Origin of the sequence: Nonomuraea sp. CA-218870 (assembly GCF_050936535.1) — a bacterium.
Lineage (GTDB): Bacteria > Actinomycetota > Actinomycetes > Streptosporangiales > Streptosporangiaceae > Nonomuraea > Nonomuraea corallina.
On sequence record NZ_JBNJMN010000001.1, the window covers coordinates 1,876,772 to 1,892,670 of the forward strand.

The 15,899-nt window shown below is 70.6% G+C and carries 19 protein-coding genes and 1 other RNA gene; 15 read left to right on the forward strand and 5 right to left on the reverse strand.

What is annotated here, in order from left to right:
• Positions 1 to 38 precede the first annotated feature (38 nt).
• The 8 genes from gvpJ (ACQEUU_RS09325) to ACQEUU_RS09360 all read left to right on the forward strand — a co-directional run bounded on the left by gvpJ (ACQEUU_RS09325) (position 39) and on the right by ACQEUU_RS09360 (position 3,833).
• Positions 39 to 443 (forward strand): gas vesicle protein GvpJ, encoded by a 405-nt coding sequence (gene gvpJ / locus ACQEUU_RS09325; protein WP_433062973.1) that lies wholly within the window; start codon positions 39 to 41, stop codon positions 441 to 443.
• Complete coding sequence (locus ACQEUU_RS09330; RefSeq protein WP_433062976.1) at positions 443 to 1,240, forward strand: GvpL/GvpF family gas vesicle protein; 798 nt, start codon at positions 443 to 445, stop codon at positions 1,238 to 1,240. Before gvpJ (ACQEUU_RS09325) ends, ACQEUU_RS09330 begins: the two co-directional genes overlap by 1 nt.
• 204 nt (positions 1,241 to 1,444) lie before the next feature.
• A complete protein-coding gene (locus tag ACQEUU_RS09335; protein WP_433062978.1) occupies positions 1,445 to 1,654 on the forward strand; it encodes a gas vesicle protein GvpG in 210 nt (69 codons plus the stop codon).
• 44 nt (positions 1,655 to 1,698) lie between these two features.
• On the forward strand, positions 1,699 to 2,055 hold the full coding sequence (gene gvpO, locus ACQEUU_RS09340; RefSeq protein ID WP_433062981.1) for a gas vesicle protein GvpO: 357 nt from the start codon (positions 1,699 to 1,701) through the stop codon (positions 2,053 to 2,055).
• Entirely contained in the window at positions 2,052 to 2,441 is a 390-nt protein-coding gene (gene gvpJ / locus ACQEUU_RS09345) for a gas vesicle protein GvpJ (protein WP_433062983.1), read from the forward strand. Before gvpO ends, gvpJ (ACQEUU_RS09345) begins: the two co-directional genes overlap by 4 nt.
• Positions 2,431 to 3,312: a GvpL/GvpF family gas vesicle protein gene (locus tag ACQEUU_RS09350; RefSeq protein WP_433062986.1), complete on the forward strand. Its 882-nt coding sequence runs from the start codon at positions 2,431 to 2,433 to the stop codon at positions 3,310 to 3,312. Before gvpJ (ACQEUU_RS09345) ends, ACQEUU_RS09350 begins: the two co-directional genes overlap by 11 nt.
• The gene (gvpJ, locus tag ACQEUU_RS09355) at positions 3,299 to 3,586 is read left to right on the forward strand and encodes a gas vesicle protein GvpJ (RefSeq protein ID WP_433062989.1); all 288 of its coding nucleotides are present in this window, start codon (positions 3,299 to 3,301) and stop codon (positions 3,584 to 3,586) included. Before ACQEUU_RS09350 ends, gvpJ (ACQEUU_RS09355) begins: the two co-directional genes overlap by 14 nt.
• Positions 3,522 to 3,833 (forward strand): gas vesicle protein K, encoded by a 312-nt coding sequence (locus ACQEUU_RS09360; RefSeq protein WP_433062991.1) that lies wholly within the window; start codon positions 3,522 to 3,524, stop codon positions 3,831 to 3,833. Before gvpJ (ACQEUU_RS09355) ends, ACQEUU_RS09360 begins: the two co-directional genes overlap by 65 nt.
• A 15-nt stretch (positions 3,834 to 3,848) precedes the next feature.
• On the opposite strand, the gene ACQEUU_RS09365 is transcribed toward ACQEUU_RS09360, so the two are convergent.
• Positions 3,849 to 4,874 carry a hypothetical protein gene (locus tag ACQEUU_RS09365; RefSeq protein WP_433062994.1) on the reverse strand — a complete coding sequence of 342 codons (1,026 nt, stop codon included), beginning with the start codon at positions 4,872 to 4,874 and terminating at the stop codon, positions 3,849 to 3,851.
• A gap of 47 nt (positions 4,875 to 4,921) precedes the next feature.
• Here ACQEUU_RS09365 and prfB point away from each other — a divergent pair, with 47 nt between their 5' ends.
• Positions 4,922 to 6,037: a peptide chain release factor 2 gene (gene prfB, locus ACQEUU_RS09370; RefSeq protein ID WP_270153646.1), complete on the forward strand. Its 1,116-nt coding sequence runs from the start codon at positions 4,922 to 4,924 to the stop codon at positions 6,035 to 6,037.
• Here the strand turns inward: prfB and ACQEUU_RS09375 are convergent.
• A complete protein-coding gene (locus ACQEUU_RS09375; RefSeq protein ID WP_433062997.1) occupies positions 6,023 to 6,214 on the reverse strand; it encodes a hypothetical protein in 192 nt (63 codons plus the stop codon). The two genes, prfB and ACQEUU_RS09375, sit on opposite strands and share 15 nt — an antisense overlap.
• Positions 6,215 to 6,417: 203 nt before the next feature.
• Here ACQEUU_RS09375 and ftsE point away from each other — a divergent pair, with 203 nt between their 5' ends.
• From ftsE to ssrA, 5 genes are all read left to right on the forward strand, one after another.
• Positions 6,418 to 7,107 carry a cell division ATP-binding protein FtsE gene (gene ftsE, locus ACQEUU_RS09380; RefSeq protein ID WP_049564761.1) on the forward strand — a complete coding sequence of 230 codons (690 nt, stop codon included), beginning with the start codon at positions 6,418 to 6,420 and terminating at the stop codon, positions 7,105 to 7,107.
• A 21-nt stretch (positions 7,108 to 7,128) separates the two neighbouring features.
• Positions 7,129 to 8,037: a permease-like cell division protein FtsX gene (ftsX, locus tag ACQEUU_RS09385; RefSeq protein WP_433063000.1), complete on the forward strand. Its 909-nt coding sequence runs from the start codon at positions 7,129 to 7,131 to the stop codon at positions 8,035 to 8,037.
• Between the two features lie 23 nt (positions 8,038 to 8,060).
• Complete coding sequence (gene smpB, locus ACQEUU_RS09390) at positions 8,061 to 8,528, forward strand: SsrA-binding protein SmpB (RefSeq protein WP_270153649.1); 468 nt, start codon at positions 8,061 to 8,063, stop codon at positions 8,526 to 8,528.
• Positions 8,525 to 10,384 carry a penicillin-binding transpeptidase domain-containing protein gene (locus tag ACQEUU_RS09395; protein ID WP_433063004.1) on the forward strand — a complete coding sequence of 620 codons (1,860 nt, stop codon included), beginning with the start codon at positions 8,525 to 8,527 and terminating at the stop codon, positions 10,382 to 10,384. Before smpB ends, ACQEUU_RS09395 begins: the two co-directional genes overlap by 4 nt.
• A gap of 316 nt (positions 10,385 to 10,700) precedes the next feature.
• Positions 10,701 to 11,084, forward strand: a transfer-messenger RNA (tmRNA) gene (gene ssrA, locus ACQEUU_RS09400).
• Positions 11,085 to 11,141: 57 nt separating this feature from the next.
• Here ssrA and ACQEUU_RS09405 read toward each other — a convergent pair.
• The 3 genes from ACQEUU_RS09405 to ACQEUU_RS09415 form a co-directional block, all read right to left on the reverse strand.
• Entirely contained in the window at positions 11,142 to 12,716 is a 1,575-nt protein-coding gene (locus ACQEUU_RS09405) for a long-chain-fatty-acid--CoA ligase (RefSeq protein ID WP_433063007.1), read from the reverse strand.
• Between the two features lie 241 nt (positions 12,717 to 12,957).
• Positions 12,958 to 13,368: a hypothetical protein gene (locus ACQEUU_RS09410; protein WP_433063009.1), complete on the reverse strand. Its 411-nt coding sequence runs from the start codon at positions 13,366 to 13,368 to the stop codon at positions 12,958 to 12,960.
• 108 nt (positions 13,369 to 13,476) lie between these two features.
• On the reverse strand, positions 13,477 to 14,559 hold the full coding sequence (locus tag ACQEUU_RS09415) for a S1C family serine protease (RefSeq protein ID WP_433063011.1): 1,083 nt from the start codon (positions 14,557 to 14,559) through the stop codon (positions 13,477 to 13,479).
• A 170-nt stretch (positions 14,560 to 14,729) separates the two neighbouring features.
• Between ACQEUU_RS09415 and ACQEUU_RS09420 the strand changes: the two genes are divergently transcribed.
• Positions 14,730 to 15,881 (forward strand): hypothetical protein, encoded by a 1,152-nt coding sequence (locus ACQEUU_RS09420; RefSeq protein ID WP_433063013.1) that lies wholly within the window; start codon positions 14,730 to 14,732, stop codon positions 15,879 to 15,881.
• The last annotated feature ends 18 nt before the right edge of the window (positions 15,882 to 15,899 follow it).

The following is a 15,899-nucleotide window of genomic DNA, read 5'->3' on the forward strand; positions in this document are numbered from 1 at the left end:
CGTGAAGGACGCGGTCGGCCGGTATCAGGGGGGATGACATGAGCGTGCAGACTGCCAGTCGCGGCACGGCGGCGAGCGGCGGCGGCGGAGGCACCAACCTGGCGGACGTCATCGACACCATTCTCGACAAAGGGCTGGTCATCGATGCCTTCGTCCGGGTCTCGCTCGTCGGCATCGAGGTGCTGACCATCGACAGCCGGATCGTCGTGGCCAGCGTCGACACCTATCTGCGCTTCGCGGAGGCGGCCAACCGGCTCGACCTCTCGTCCACGCAGAAGGACCTGCCGGAGGTCGTCCAGGGCATGACCCAGGGCAAGGCCGTCGAGCAGGGGCAGGGAGCGGCCGGTGGAGAGCTGGAAGCAGCCGGCGGGTCCGACGTTCAGGAGGAGTTCGCCGAGCCGGAGAGGCGGCCGCGCAAGGCACGTCGTGGAGGGGAGGGCTGATGTCGCCACGCAGGAGGGCTCCCAGGCACGAGGGCACCTCGGCAGTGGAGGAGCCGCACGACAACGCGTCGTACGTGTACGGGATCGTCCCCGTGGACGTCGAGGTCGAGCCCGGGACCGAGGGGGTGGGGGAGCCCGCCGGACAGGTGCGCCTCGTGACGTACGACCAGGTCGCGGCCCTGGTCAGCGATGTCGAGACGGATCGCCCGCTGGGCCGTCCGCGAGATCTTGAGACGCACCAGCGACTGCTCGACCGGGCCGCGGCGGAGGTGCCGGTGCTGCCGTTCCGGTTCGGGGCGGTGCTGACGGACTCCGACGCCGTGGTGGAGGAGCTGCTGAAGCCGTACCACGACGCGTTCGTCGGCGCCCTCCACGACGTGGAGGGCCGCACGCAGTACGTCGTCAACGCCAGGTACGACGAGCGGGCGATCCTCGGTGAGGTGCTGCGGGCCAACGACGAGGCGGCGATGCTCCGGGAGCGGATCGCCGGCCGTCCGGAGGGGGCGACGCGCAACGAGCGGATGCGGCTGGGAGAGATCATCGAGCACTCGATCGCGGAGGAACGCGAGGAGGACACGGCGACGGTGGTCGAGGACCTGGAGGACCGGTGCGAACAACTGGTCGTGCGCGACCCCGGCCACGAGCGCGACGCCGCGCACGTGGCCGCGCTGGTGGAGCGGGACCGGCAGGCCGAGTTCGAGCAGGCCGTGGACGAACTGGCCCGCGACTGGTCGGGCCGGGCCGAGGTGCGCCTGCTCGGCCCGATGGCGCCGTACGACTTCGTCAGCACGTCCTGACCGCCGACCGGCCACGTCTTCACCGGTCACGTCCTGACCGCGGATCGGGCACGTCCTGACCGTAGGCCGGGCGCGTCCTGACCGCGGACCGGGCACCTCCTGACTGAGGACGGGCACGCTCCGACCGCTGAACAGGCACGTCCTGATCGCGGACCACGGACGGTTACGCGATGGAAGGAGTGAACGACGTTGGGACTGGGGACGTTGCTCTTTGGCTGGCCGCTGCTGCCGCTCTACTCGATCGTCAAGATGGGCGAACTCGTGAGAGACCAGGTGGAGCGGGAACTGCGCGATCCGGCCGTGGTCCGGCGCCGCCTGGAGGAGGTGGAGCAGGCCAGAGTCGCCGGCGCCATCTCCGAGGAGGAGGAGGCCCGGGCGGTGGACGAGATCCTGCAGGGGATGATCGGCTGGTGAGGCGCTAGCGGGGGGCCGCACCAGGGGGATACGGGGGTGATCACGTGCCTGCGAGGCAAGGGACCGAGCGCCAGCACGCGCCAGGCAGAGACAGACCGGATGGCGGCCGCGAGGAGCGCCCGCGTTCGGAGGATCTCCCGGCCGCCGCGGTGGCCGACGTGGGGCTGCGGGTGGTGACCGAGCTGACCGGCAGGGAAGCCGAAGGCGTCACGCGGGTGGAGCCGTCGGACGACGGGTGGCTGGTCGGCGTGGAGGTCGTGGAGGACCGTCGCATCCCGTCGTCAGGTGACACCCTGGCCCTGTACGAGCTCGACCTCGACCTGGACGGCGAACTGCTGTCCTACCACCGGGTGCGCCGCTACAAGCGGAGCAGCGGCGACCCCGGCGAGGCCTCGCGGTGAGCGCCTCCGCGCGGTCGGGCCCGTACGTTCCGGGAACCTCGGCGCAGCCGTCCTACGGCGGCGGCCGCGACTCGGCCAACCTCGGGGACATCCTGGAACGGGTGCTCGACCGGGGAGTCGTGATCGCCGGTGACATCCAGGTGAACCTGCTCGACATCGAGCTGCTCACGATCAAGCTCCGCCTGCTCATCGCCTCGGTCGACACGGCCCGCGAGATGGGCATCGACTGGTGGGAGCACGACCCGTGGCTCACCGGCGACACCCAGCAGCTGGCGAAGCAGAACCGCAAGCTGCGCCGCCGCCTCGCGGCACTGGAGGAGATCGTCGCCACGCGGGCGGAGGGCGTCCGCGGCCACGAGCCCGAGGCGGTCGAGCGTGGCCGCTGACCAGGGCTTCTACCTGTACGCGGTGACCCGCGACGAGGGTGAGGAGCCTGACGGCCTGGAAGGCGTGGCCGGAGCCCCGGTGCGCCGTCTCGCCCACCGGGGTCTGGCCGCCGTCCTGAGCCCGGTGTCGCTCCGGGAGTTCGGCGAGGAGGCGCTGCGGCGCTCGATGGAGGACCTCGCCTGGCTGGAGGAGACGGCGCGGGCCCATCACCGGGTGGTGGAGGCCGTCGCCCGCCTGCGACCCGCGGCCCCGGTCAGGCTGGTCACCGTCTACACGGGGGAGGCGCAGGTACGGGAGCTGCTCGACGAACGGCACGACGCGTTCGACGCGGTGCTGCGCCGGCTTTCGGGCCGGTGGGAGTGGGGCGTGAAGGCCTACGCCGCCCCCGCCTCAGCCGAGCGACACCCCACCGAGCACCCCACCGAGCACCCCACTGAGGACCCCACCGAGGGCTCTGCCGAGGGCTCTGCCGGGGCGAGGGCCGGGGCGAGGGCCGGGGCGGGGGCCGGGTCGCGGGGTGGGGCGCCGGGCGCGGCGTATCTGAACCGCCGCCGGGCGGCCCTGCGCGGGCGGGAGGCGGACTGGCGCCGGGCCGCCGAGCACGCCCAGGCCGTGCACGAGGCGCTGATGGGCGTCGCCGTCGCCGGCAGACGCCACCGGGCCCAGGACCCGCAGCTGTCGGGACGCCGCGAGCAGATGGTGCTCAACGGCGCCTACCTGGTGGACGAGGGGCGCGCCGCCGAGTTCACGCGGGTGGTCGAGGAGGTGGCCGGGCAGGGCGTCGCCGTGGAGCTGGTCGGCCCGTGGGCGCCGTACTCCTTCGCAGCGCTCGATCATGACGGTGAGGCGGCGCGCGGTGACGCGTCCTGAGCCGAGAGGGGGCCGGCTCGCCGCCGAGGGCTACCTGCCTGAGAAGCGGGTGGCGCTCGTCGACCTGCTGGACCGCCTCCTGACGGGCGGGGTGGTCGTGACGGGTGACGTGGTGCTGTCCATTTCCGGCCTCGACCTCGTACGGATCTCCCTGCGGGCGTTGCTGGTGTCCGTGCGGGAGGACGACGCGATCGAAGGAGGGATGCGACATGACGGAGTGGACCGACGAGCAGGCGGTGCGCCGTGGGGAGTGGCGGCTGGAGACGGACGCTGACTCGGTGCAGCGCGACCTGAGCCGCCTGGTGCTGACGCTGGTCGAGCTGATCCGCCAGCTGGTGGAACGCCAGTGTGTGCGGCGGATGGACCGGGGCGAGCTGACCGGGGAGCAGCTGGAGGCGGTGGGGCTGACCCTGATGCGGCTGGAGGAGGCCATGACCGAGCTGTGTGACCGCTTCGGGCTGTCGCCCGCCGACCTCAACCTCGATCTCGGGCCGCTCGGCACCCTGCTCCCGGCGGACTGACGCCGGGCCTCCGGCTCACTGCCCGGTGGCCTTGGTCAGCGCGCCCGCGTGGCCGACGACCTTCGCCGCGGCCGGGGCCCGCGCCGGGGGGACCGCCGTCACGTACGTGTTGATCTCCGTGAGGCGGAGGTTGCGCCGCACGACCGGCGCCGAGATCGACCAGCGCGCCGACTCCGGGACGGGGATGTAGTCGTCCTCCGCCGTCTTGGTCGTCGTCGTGGTGGTGCGGGACAGTGAGTACTGGATGAGCGCGCCCCCGTCGGCGGTGCGCAGCCCGTAGACCGGGAAGTCGCCGGCCTGGAAGATCGAGTCGTAGCTGAAGCCGTTCTTCTTGGCCCTCTCCCTGGCCTCGGTGATCTGGCGGGCCACCTCGGTGGTGTGGGGGCCGTCGGCGAGGAGGCCGGCCGCGACGCCGTCGGTGCCGGTCTCGGCCACGGTGGCGTGCAGGGGGCCGATGAGCTGGGGGCGGATGGTGACGCTCCGGTCGTCGTCGGCGATCGCGGTCGCGTAGCCCTGGGCGTCGAGTTCGATGGACGGCCGGCTGTCCGCGTCGAGCAGCCGGGCGGCGGCGCTGAGCCGCCAGTCGCCGTTTCTCGCGAAGGTCAGCATGGTGAGCTCGCCGTCGCGGTCGGCCAGCACCGAGAACCATGCCGCGGAGGCGCCCTGCGGGAAGCGCGGCACGTACAGGGTGGGGGTGCCCCACGTGTGGCGGGGCGGCCTGCCGCCGCTCGACAGGTAGGCGACGGCGGTGAGCCGGGCCTCGGCGTCGCGGACGTACTCCATGGCGAGCCTCAGGTCGCCGGAGGCGCGCAGCACGTTGTCGGTGGCGACGAAGGTGGAGAACACCTCGGCCGCCTCGTCGAGCGTGACCTCGGGCTCGGCGGGGACGGGGCTCGCGGACGGCGCCGCGCTCGCCGAGGCGGCCGCCGCACTGGTGGACGGGCCGGTCGACGGGCCGCCTGCGGGGCCCGAACAGCCCGACGCCCCCGCCAGCAGGACGGCGGCGAGCGCCAGCGCCTTCCGCCGACCGTGTACACGCACCTGGCCATGTTATTCGGCCCCCCGCCGGTCGCGTACTCTAGGGAGGCGTGGCAGACATCGATCCAGCAGATGAGATCAGCGAGCTCGCCGGCACGCTCCGCAGCATCAAAGACGTGCTCGACCTCGACTCCATGCGCAAGCAGATCGAGGAGCTGGAGACCCAGGTTGCCGCCCCCGACCTGTGGGACGACCCCGACAAGGCGCAGAAGGTCACCAGCCGGCTCTCCCACATGCAGGGGGAGCTCAACCGCGTGGACGGCCTGTCCCGCCGGCTCGACGACCTCTCGGTCCTGTACGAGCTGGCGGCCGAGGAGGCCGACGACGACACGCGGGCCGAGGCCGACAAGGAGCTGTCCTCGCTGCGCTCCGACATCGGCGCGCTGGAGGTCCGCACCCTCCTGTCGGGCGAGTACGACGCGCGCGAGGCCCTGGTGACGATCAACTCCCAGGCCGGCGGCGTCGACGCGGCCGACTGGGCGGAGATGCTGCTGCGGATGTACCTGCGCTGGGCCGAGCGCAAGGGCTATCCCACGGAGGTCTACGAGACCTCCTACGCCGAGGAGGCCGGCATCAAGTCGGCCACCTTCGCGATCAAGTCGCCCTACGCCTACGGCACGCTCAGGGGCGAGCACGGCACCCACCGCCTGGTGCGGATCAGCCCGTTCGACAACCAGGGGCGCCGCCAGACCTCGTTCGCGGGCGTCGACGTGGTGCCGGTCGTGGAGCAGACCGACCACATCGACATCAACGAGGACGAGATCCGCGTCGACGTCTACCGTTCGTCGGGCCCCGGCGGCCAGGGCGTCAACACGACCGACTCGGCCGTGCGCATCACCCACCTGCCGTCCGGCATCGTCGTCTCCTGCCAGAACGAGCGTTCACAGCTGCAGAACCGCGCGACCGCCATGAACGTCCTGCAGGCCAAGCTGCTGGAGCGCAAGCGGCAGGAGGAGGCGGAGAAGATGTCGGAGCTGCGCGGCGCGACGACCACGTCATGGGGCACGCAGATCCGCAACTACGTCCTGCACCCCTACCAGATCGTGAAGGACCTGCGGACGGGCACCGAGGCGGGCAACCCGTCCGGCGTGCTCGACGGTGATCTCGACCAGTTCATCGAGTCGGAGATCCGCTGGATGCGGCGCCAGGAGTCAGACGCCCAGTAGGTGTTCGAGCACCAGGGTCGCGAAGAGCGCCACGAGGAGCACGATCGCGATCAGGGCGGGTGAGAGGCCGGCGAGGCCATGGCCGTGCAGCCGCTCCCGGTTGGCGCGGCAGACGGCGCAGCGGCCTTCGATGACAGGGTGAGCGCACTGGGCGCATACGAGGTGTTGGCAACTCATGTCAGCCCCAAGTCTAGCCGCACAATCGTTTTGTTTCCGTTATGGACGTTCCATGCCAGTCTTCCCCCTAGACTGTGCTCCAGCCAATCGGAACGTCGATCCACGGTAAAGCCGGGCGTCCCCGATCGGCGAGCGACGGGAAGTGGGCATGTGCCACCCTCGCATCCGTCCTGACCCCTAGACTGGCATGCCGTGATGCTCTCGTGATCCATTTCGATAATGTCACCAAGGTCTACACGAACCAGAACAGGCCCGCCCTGGACCACGTCTCGGTCGACGTGGACAAGGGCGAGTTCGTGTTCCTCGTCGGTCCCTCGGGATCAGGCAAGTCCACGTTCCTCCGTCTGGTCCTCAAGGAGGAGCGGCCCAACTCCGGCGCGATCCACGTCGCCGGCAAGGACCTGGCCCGCCTCTCCAACTTCAAGGTGCCTCACCTGCGCCGCCGCATCGGCTGCGTGTTCCAGGACTTCAGGCTGCTCCCGAACAAGAACGTCTACGAGAACGTGGCGTTCGCGCTCGAGGTCATCGGCAAGCCCCGGCGGTTCATCCGCAAGGTGGTGCCGGAGGTGATCGAGCTGGTCGGCCTGGAAGGCAAGGCCCACCGCATGCCCGACGAGCTGTCCGGCGGCGAGCAGCAGCGCGTCGCCATGGCCCGCGCGTTCGTCAACCGGCCCATGATCCTGCTGGCGGACGAGCCGACGGGCAACATCGACCCCGCGACGAGCATCGGCATCATGAAGGTGCTCGACCGGATCAACCGAACCGGCACTACGGTCGTGATGGCAACGCACGACGCGGCCATCGTCGACTCCATGCGCAAACGTGTCGTGGAGCTGGAGGACGGCAAGATCGTCCGCGACCAGTCGCGTGGCGTGTACGGCCAGGCGTACTGACAGGGAGCAGCAGAGAGAATCATGCGGGCGAACTTCATCTTCTCCGAGGTCTGGATCGGCCTCCGTCGCAATTTGACCATGACGATCGCGGTCATCATCACCGTGGCGGTCGGCATGGCGATGCTGGGCGTCGGTTTGATGATCAACGCCCAGGTCGGCATGATGAAGGACTACTGGTACGACAAGGTCGAAGTATCCGTATTCCTCTGCACCAAGAACAGCGACATGCCCTCCTGCAAGGGCAAGGCGGTCACCCAGGCGCAGACCCAGGCGCTCAAGCAGCAGATCGAGGGGCTGCCCGGCGTCGAGCAGGTCTTCTACGAGGACCAGGCCACGGCGTACAAGAACTTCCGGGACGCCTACAGCAACCAGAAGGCGCTGGCCGACGCCGCCAAGGTCGAGGACATGCCGACGTCCTTCCGCATCAAGCTGGAGAACCCGGACAACTACCAGCCGGTGATCCAGGCGCTCCAGGGGCAGCCGGGCGTCGCACAGGTGATCAACCAGAGGGACCTGATCGCCCAGTTCTTCACCATGCTCGACAAGCTGCGCTACGCCGCCGTGGTCGTGGCCGTGGTGCTGGTGCTGGCCGCCGCCCTGCTGATCGGCAACACGGTCCGGCTGTCGGCGTTCAACCGGCGCCGCGAGACGGGCATCATGCGCCTCGTCGGCGCCTCCAACCTCTACATCCAGCTGCCCTTCGTCATGGAAGGCATGATCGCGGGCCTGATCGGCGGCGTGTTCGCCGCGGTCATGCTGATCGTGACCAAGGTGCTGCTGTTCGACGAGGTCGCGCAGTTCCTGTCGTCCACGGCGGCGACGATCGGCTGGGACGACGTCGCGTCGGTGATCACTTTGACTATGATCATCGGTGTGGTCATCTGTGTTCTGGCATCGTTCGTCACGCTTCGTCGTTACCTCAGGGTCTGACGGAACGCCGGTAAGGTCGAAGCATGCCACGTGAGACCGGGCGGAAGGTCATCGCCCAGAACAAGCGTGCCCGGCACGACTTCCACATCGAAGACACCTTCGAGGCGGGGCTGGTGCTGCAGGGCACGGAGGTGAAGTCGCTGCGTGAGGGCCGCGCCTCGCTGGTCGACGGCTACGCCGCCATCGAGGGCGGCGAAGCGTGGCTGCTCAACGTCCACATCCCCGAGTACGCGCAGGGCACCTGGACCAACCACGCGGCCCGGCGCAAGCGCAAGCTCCTGCTCCACCGCAAGGAGATCGACAAGCTCGCCGCCCGGACCAAGGAGGGCGGCCTCACGATCGTGCCGCTCCAGCTCTACTTCAGGGACGGCAAGGCCAAGATCGAGCTCGGCGTCGCCCGCGGTAAGAAGGACTGGGACAAGCGTCAGTCGCTGGCCGAGAAGCAGGCCAAGCGGGAGATGGCGCGGGCGCTCCGCCACCGCAACCGATGAGCCGAGCCCGCCGCACGTTCGCCGCGGCCGTCACGCTGGCGGTCGCGAGCACGACCCTGACCGGCTGCCTCGAGGAGGCGTCCCCGCACGAAGCGGTGCGCGACTTCCTCGTCGGCTGGCAGTCCAACGACTACGAGCTGGCCGCCTCCCGCGCCGACGGCGACCCCGCCGCCGTGCGCAGGGCGCTGGCCGACGCCAAGCTGCAGCTCGACGCCGCCTCTTTCCGGTTCCGGATCAAGAGCTTGACGGTGACCGGTGAGGAGTCGCGGGCCGAGTTCGGCGTCGAGGTCGACCTGGGCGACAACAACCCGCTGTGGACGTACGACAGCGTGCTGCCGCTCCACCTCGACGGCGGCTCCTGGAAGGTGAAGTGGTCACCGTCGGTGCTCCATCCGCAGCTCAAGGAGGGGCAGCGGTTCGCGGTGAAGGCCGAGCCGAAGCCGCGCCAGCCGGTCGTCGACCGCGGCGGCGACCCGCTGCAGCAGGACACGTTCCTGTACGTGGCCCGCGTGGTGCCCGCGCGGCTCGGCGACCGCGCCGAGGAGGTCGTCAAGCAGCTCTCCCAGATCACCGGCTACGCCGAGGACCGGCTGCTCAGCCGGATCCGTTCCGCGCCGCCCAACGAGACCGTGCCGCTGATCACGTTCGGCCGCACCCGCTACCAGTCGGTCAAGCAGAAGCTCGACGCGCTGCCCGAGGTCGAGACCGTCACGGAGAAGCAGCCGGTCGACCCCGCCGACCCCAAGCAGATCGTCGGCCGGGTCAGCGCCCTCACCCCGGAGACCGAGCAGAAGCTCGGCGGGCCCCAGCGGGCGGGCGACTCGATCGGCCAGAGCGGGCTCCAGCAGGCCTACCAGGGCTACCTGACCGGCTCCACGGAGACCGAGGTCATCATCCTCGACCTCAAGTCGGGTGAGGAGGTGGCCTCCCTCCAGCAGTGGCCCGGCCGCCAGAACCGGTCGGTGCAGACCACGATCGACGACGGCGTGCAGGCGGCCGCCGAGCGCGCCGTCTCCAGCACCCGCACCAGCGCCATGGTGGCGGTCGACCGCACCAGCGGCGAGATCCGCGCCGTCGCCACCCGCGGCCTGCACCAGGAGAAGGACGCGCTGGCCGGCAAGTTCCCGGCCGGCACGGCGTTCTCCGTCGTCGCGGCCGACGCCCTGCTGCGGGCCGGGGTACGGACCGGGCAGCGGCTTCCCTGCCCCGCGGAGCGCACGGTCGGCGGCGCCCGGTTCGTCAACGTCGGTCAGGCCACCGGCTCCTCGCCCACGTTCCAGGAGAACTTCGCCCAGGGCTGCGTCACCGCGCTGGCCTCGCTCGCCCGCCGGGTGAGCGGCGACGACCTGGCCAAGAGCGCCAAGACCTTCGGCATCGGGCAGCCGTGGCGGCTGCCGCTGAAGTCGTTCAGCGGCTCCCTGCCGGCCTTCGGCAGCGACGCCGACAAGGCCAAGGCCATCGCGGGCCAGAACGTCCAGGTGAGCCCGCTCAGCATGGCCCTGGTCGCTGCGGCGGTGGCCTCCGGCACCTGGCGTCCGCCGGTGCTGGTGACCGACCCCGACGCCCCCGACACGGCGGCGGCCGAGGTGACGCCCGCGCCGCAGCCCCAGCCCCAGCAGCTCGACCCGGAGGTCCGCAAGGCGCTGGCCGCCATGATGCGGGCCGGCGCCCAGGGCACCCCCGCGCAGGCGGGCGGCGGGCGCGTCCACGGCGTGGCGTCCGCGCCCACCGGCAAGGACAACAACGCCTGGTTCGTCGGCTGGCAGGGCGATCTGGCGATCTCCGTGTACACCCGCGACTACGACCCCGCGGCCGTGGCCGGCAGCTTCTTCGCCGCCCTCGGCGACTCTCCGTGATTTTCGTGAAGCGGAGCAACCATCCGGCGGGCCGGTCGCGTCTTACCAAGTGACCGGTCCCGCTCGGGGGGTTGCGGGACCAGTCGCCGTGATGAGATCAGGACTTCATCTCGGGGGAAGTCCTGCCGTCATTTGACCGGCTCGACCCTGCCGGTCGCCCCCGGGAGCGTGATGCTGCTGTGCCGCGCTCCCGGGGGCCCACGGGGCCCCGCGTCCGCGAGCTCGACGTCGCGGGAATCAAGTTGGCATCCAGGGTGTTGTCAGAGGTATCGTCATGATGCTCGGTCTCCTCGGAGATCGTGTTGACAACTCCACAGGGGGTGACTGGTTTCGACTTTGGCCTTGCAAGTCAGGTGAAGCGGGCCGAGGACTGCGGACATAACCTCGTTAATCCTGTGACCGCGAACAATAAGTGCCAATAAGAAGCACTCTGAGGTCAGCCAGGGTTCCCTGGCTCTCGCTGCCTAAGTAGCGAAGCCTCTGCCAGCCCGAGAGCGCCTTCGGCTCGGAATCTGGCATCGCTAGAAGGCTCAACCGTTCAACCCGGCCACGGGGGTGAGCGGGAAACCAAACAGTGGCTGAGCCCGTCGGCGACTCGCCTGCGTGATCGCCGGGGCTGAGAAAAGCACAGCAGGCTGCGCCCGGAGAAGCCCTTTCTTGGGGTTGAAGGACGCGGGTTCGATTCCCGCCACCTCCACTGTCACGCGACAGGCCCGGCCGGATCCATCCGGCCGGGCCTGTCGCGTTCGTGCGCCCGTCAGGAGTCCTGTTTGACCATGTCACGCAGGCGGTTCTTGAGGATCTTGCCCGAGGCGTTGCGGGGCAGCTCGGGCACCACGACGGCCTGGGTGGGCTTCTTGTACGAGGCGAGCCGGGTGACGCAGAACTCGGCCAGTTCGGACACCGTCGGCGGGTCCTGCTCGTCGTTCGGGACGACCACGGCCACGGGCGTCTCGCCCCACTTCTCGTGGGGGGTGCCGACCAGGGCGACCTCGCGGACCTTGGGGTGGTCGGCGAGCACGGCCTCGACCTCGGCGCTGTAGATGTTCTCGCCCCCGGAGATGATCATGTCCTTGAGGCGGTCGACGACGTAGAAGAAGCCCTCCTCGTCCACGCGGACCAGGTCGCCCGAGTGGAACCAGCCGCCCCGGAACGCCTCCTCGGTGGCCTTGGGGTTGTTCCAGTAGCCGACCATGGTCTGCGGGCCCTGGTAGACGATCTCCCCGATCTCGCCCTGGGGAACGTCGTTCATGTCCTGGTCCACCACGCGCACCGAGACCAGGGGCACCGGCTTGCCGACCGAGCCGATCTTGCGGATCGCGTCGTCGCCGGGCAGCGACGTGGTGATGGGCGACATCTCGGTCTGCCCGAACACCGACACGTTGGCCACGCCGGGGAAGGCCTTCTCCATCGCCCGCAGGATGGCCGTGGTCGCGGGCGCCGCTCCCCACGAGATCGTGCGCAGGCGGATGTCGCGCTGGGCGAGCGTGGGGCTGGCGCAGACGGCCTGCCACTGGACCGGCACCAGGAAGGCGTTCGTGGCCCGCTCCGACTCGACCAGGTCGAGGAACGCCTCCGGGTCGAAGGCGCCGGTCGGGGTGATGACCATGGTGTGGCCGAAGATGAGGTTCGGCACGATCACGCCGACCGCGGCGATGTGGAACATCGGCGACGTGACGACGCAGATCTCATCGTTGCCCGGCCGGAGCGTCTGCAGCAGGGTGATCGTCTGGCCGAGGAGGTTCTCGTACGAGAGCATGGCGCCCTTGGGCAGGCCCGTCGTCCCCGACGTGTACATGATCAGGGCGACCGTGCCGACGTCGTCGGGGCCGCTCGCGGTGCTCGGCTCGGCGGCCGCGACGGCGTCCTCGTAGCGTTCGGCGCCCGCGCCGGCGGCGTCAGGGGAGTCGCCGACCACCAGGCAGGGCAGCTCCGCCTCCTTACCCGCCCGCACCGCGGCCACCACCGGCGCGAGCGCCTGCTCCACCACGACCGCGCAGGAGCCCGAGTCCTCCGCCAAATAGGAGACCTCGGCCGCGACCAGCCGGAAGTTCACCGGGACGGCGATGGCGCCGAGCCGGTTGATCGCCACCAGGGTCTCGACGAACTCGGGACGGTTGGTCAGCAGGACCAGCACCCGGTCGCCCCGGCCGACGCCCCGGGCTTCGAGCGCGGTGGACAGGCGGCGGCTGCGCTCGTCCAGCTCGGCCCAGGTCGTCGTCTCGCCCTTGAACCTGATCGCGGGCTGCCCAGGCTGCGCCGTGGCGTGCTTGGTCACCTGGTGGACCCAGGTGAGTCGGTGATGCGGGTGGGCACTGCGGACCGTGCTCATGTTCTTCCTTCCGGCACCGGCAGACGCGGGCTCCGGCCACCCGCCCCTGACGCTCAGTTGTAAGCGCGAACTTACCTCTGGGCCCCCCTCAAGGTCGATACGTCGGCACGTCTTGATCGCGTACGCGCGGGACGCCCCCGCCCAGCCAGGCTCGGCGCGCGCCTCTTGACCTCGGAGAACAGGCCCACCGGCACCGGAACGGCGGCGCCCATCCCGGCGCCGCCGTTTCCCGGTCCCCCGCTCAGTGGGCGCAGCCCGCGAACTCGTCCAGGCGGCGCAGCATGACGGCCAGCATGGCCGGGAACATCGCCACGTGCGCCGCCATCATCACCCCGTCGCCGTCGATGAGCCCCAGCCACAGCAGCGGGAAGAGCGGCACGGCCGGCGCGAACATGGCCGCGCACATCTCCAGCGTCGACCCCCAGCCGTGCCCGCGGAAGAGCATCCACGCGGCCATGCCGATCGACATGTTGAGCGCCATCAGCAGGTAGGCGGCCTCCGGCTGCGTCTCGTACGAGAAGCTCAGACCCGCCAGGGATTCGAGCCAGTCCAGCAGGAACATGCCGGCGAACATCGCGATGATCATCTCGACGTAGTGGAGGGTGAACCGGCCCCAGTTGCGGCCCCTGGTGTGCGCTGTCGTCTGTGTCATGTCCTCGACTGTGACGGTGTCCGGACGGGAGCACGAGGACAGGCGGCGGGCGCGTCCGTAAACTTGGGATGCTCGTCCCCCGGACCTTGACCCGGGCACCTGTGCGGTTCAGTCCGTCTTGAGCTCGCTCAGGGTGACGGTGACCTTCTGCGGTTCGCCGTCGCGTACGAACTCGACCTCGACCTTGTCGCCCGGTTTGTAGCCGGTGAGCAGTTCGGTGAGCGCGGCGATGGTGGGGGTCTCCTTGCCGCCGACCGAGACGATGACGTCGCCCTCGCGGATGCCCGCCTTGGCGGCGCCGCCACCGCTCTGGACCGAGCGGACGCCGACGCCGGCGGGCTGGCCGGTGTCGCCGATCACCGTGGATCCCGTGATGCCGAGCGCCGCCCGGTGGCTGTTGATCACGCGGCCGTGCTTGACGATCTGGGCGGAGATGTCCGTGGCGGTGTTGCTGGGGATCGCGAAGCCGATGCCCGGGGCCGCGCCGCCGCCGAGCGACGGGTCGGTGGCGGCGAGGGTCGGGATGCCGATCACCTGGCCGGCCATGTCGACGAGGGCGCCGCCGCTGTTGCCCGGGTTGATGGCGGCCGAGGTCTGGATGGCTCCGGCGATCGTCGCGCCGGGGGAGCCGGAGCCCTCGGGCTCGGTGACCGTGCGGCCGACGGCGGAGACGATGCCGTCGGTGACGCTGCCCGACAGGCCCAGCGGGTTGCCCATGGCGAGCACGAGCTGGCCCACGCGGAGCTTGGACGAGTCGCCGAACGTCGCCGGGCGCAGGTCCTGCGGGTCGTCCACCTTGATCACCGCGAGGTCGCCGGCCGGGAAGGACTGGACCACCTTGGCGACGCGCGAACCCCCGCCGGTGGCGAGCGTGACCTCCACCTCGGTGGCCTCGCCGATGACGTGGGCGTTGGTCACGATGTGGCCCTGGTCATCGTAGACCACGCCGGAGCCGAGACCCGTGGCCGTGGTGATCTGCACGATCGAGGGCAGCACCTGCGAGATCACGCGCTCGTACGTCTGCTCCAGCGGCAGGGAGGGAGCGGTGGCGCCGGGTGTGGCGGACGTGGCCTGAGTGGTCGGCGAGGTGGTCGGTGAGGCGGTGGGCGAGGTCGCGCCAGGAGCGCCGGGCACGCCGGCGCATCCGGTGACCAGGACGGCGGCGGCCAGCCCTCCAGCGATCTTGCGCATGTCTCGTAGTCTGCCCAGCTCAAGGCGAAAGATACGCCTTCCTGCACGTCGCCGGTCGGCCGGTTCGCCGGGGTGGTGGACAATCGCGGATGAAGGGAACGGTACAGAATGTAGTTCTGCTGGGGTTCTGGCGGAAATGTCGCCCCTCGGGGTGACGTAGCCTCGACTCCATGGCGGACGTCGGCGATCAGAACAACGACAACGATGCTCCCACCGCTCCCTTTCGCAAGATCGTCGTGCCCGCGGAGGAGGAAACGACCGTCTTCCGCCGGGACCGTCCCGAAGGAGCCTCGTCACCCCCCGACGCCGGCCCGAAGAGCGCGGGTCCCGAACCCGCGAACGAGGGCGGCTCCACGGCGGCAGGTACCGAGGAGACGGACGGCGGGGTGACGTCGCCGTCCTTCGGTGACACGTGGCCCGCCGGTCCGCGGGCGCGGGTCGGGCCCGTGCGGGTGGGGTCGGGGCCGGTCCGCGACGGAGGGCTCTCCGGGGCGGGGACGGCCGGCGGGCCGTTCCGGCCGGCCGAGACGCCGCCCGCGCCACCCGCGACGCCGGGACCGCCGCCTCCGCCGAAGGGCGGGCTGCTCAGCCGGATCGGCGATATCCCGATCAAGGTCGTCTACCTGCTGGGCGCGATCGTCGCCACGGTGGCCGCCGTCCTCCTGGTGTTCGTGATCTTCTCCGGCGACGTGCCCACCCAGCCCGGGAACGAGGAGGACGTCGCCCCGGTCCCCTCGGTGTCGGACAGCCCCACGCCCGGTGCCGCCGGCGGAGGGGCGACGCTGCCGGCGGCGCCCGCGCGGCTGGCGTTCCCCGAGCTGCCCGGCAGGGCCTCCGTCGTCGCCGGCACCGTCAGGGACACCCGGACCGGCATCAGCTATCCCCGGCTGGGCGGCCCGTGGCGGTCCAGGTCGTTCGCCCCGTTCGCGTACGCGCAGCGGGTCGGCGAGACCGAGGTGCCGCAGACCGTGGTCGCGTCGGCGATGCTGCCGGGCGCGACCCCGGAGACGAAGCCCGCGTCCGACGCCGACTACCGCGCGATCGCGGCCAGGGCCGCCCGCTGGGCGCTGCGTACGCAGTATCCGGAGGGCGCCACCCTGACCTGGACCGGCTCCCGGAAGGCGTCCGGGGGCGAGGGCTGGACGCTCGCCTTCCGGGTGGCCTACCCCGACGGCGGCGAGCGGCGTACCGGTCACGCGCTGGTGTCCGTCCTGGAGGTGGGGAAGGTCAAGCCCGCGATGCTGCTGGCCTCGATCCCGGAGAGTGGCCGGGCGTACTGGGCGGATCTGAACACGTTGGCAGAGAAAGTTCGCCCACTCTAGGCCAGAAGCGTCCTCTAG

Coding starts and splice junctions, on each gene's coding strand:
- ACQEUU_RS09395 (WP_433063004.1), top strand. CDS start 8,525: ATGAGCCGAGCCCGCCGCACGTTCGCCGCGGCCGTCACGCTGGCGGTC.
- ACQEUU_RS09410 (WP_433063009.1), bottom strand. CDS start 13,368: ATGACACAGACGACAGCGCACACCAGGGGCCGCAACTGGGGCCGGTTC.
- ACQEUU_RS09420 (WP_433063013.1), top strand. CDS start 14,730: ATGGCGGACGTCGGCGATCAGAACAACGACAACGATGCTCCCACCGCT.
- ACQEUU_RS09415 (WP_433063011.1), bottom strand. CDS start 14,559: ATGCGCAAGATCGCTGGAGGGCTGGCCGCCGCCGTCCTGGTCACCGGA.
- ACQEUU_RS09360 (WP_433062991.1), top strand. CDS start 3,522: ATGACGGAGTGGACCGACGAGCAGGCGGTGCGCCGTGGGGAGTGGCGG.
- smpB (WP_270153649.1), top strand. CDS start 8,061: ATGCCACGTGAGACCGGGCGGAAGGTCATCGCCCAGAACAAGCGTGCC.
- ACQEUU_RS09405 (WP_433063007.1), bottom strand. CDS start 12,716: ATGAGCACGGTCCGCAGTGCCCACCCGCATCACCGACTCACCTGGGTC.
- gvpJ (WP_433062973.1), top strand. CDS start 39: ATGAGCGTGCAGACTGCCAGTCGCGGCACGGCGGCGAGCGGCGGCGGC.
- ftsX (WP_433063000.1), top strand. CDS start 7,129: ATGCGGGCGAACTTCATCTTCTCCGAGGTCTGGATCGGCCTCCGTCGC.
- ACQEUU_RS09330 (WP_433062976.1), top strand. CDS start 443: ATGTCGCCACGCAGGAGGGCTCCCAGGCACGAGGGCACCTCGGCAGTG.
- ACQEUU_RS09375 (WP_433062997.1), bottom strand. CDS start 6,214: ATGAGTTGCCAACACCTCGTATGCGCCCAGTGCGCTCACCCTGTCATC.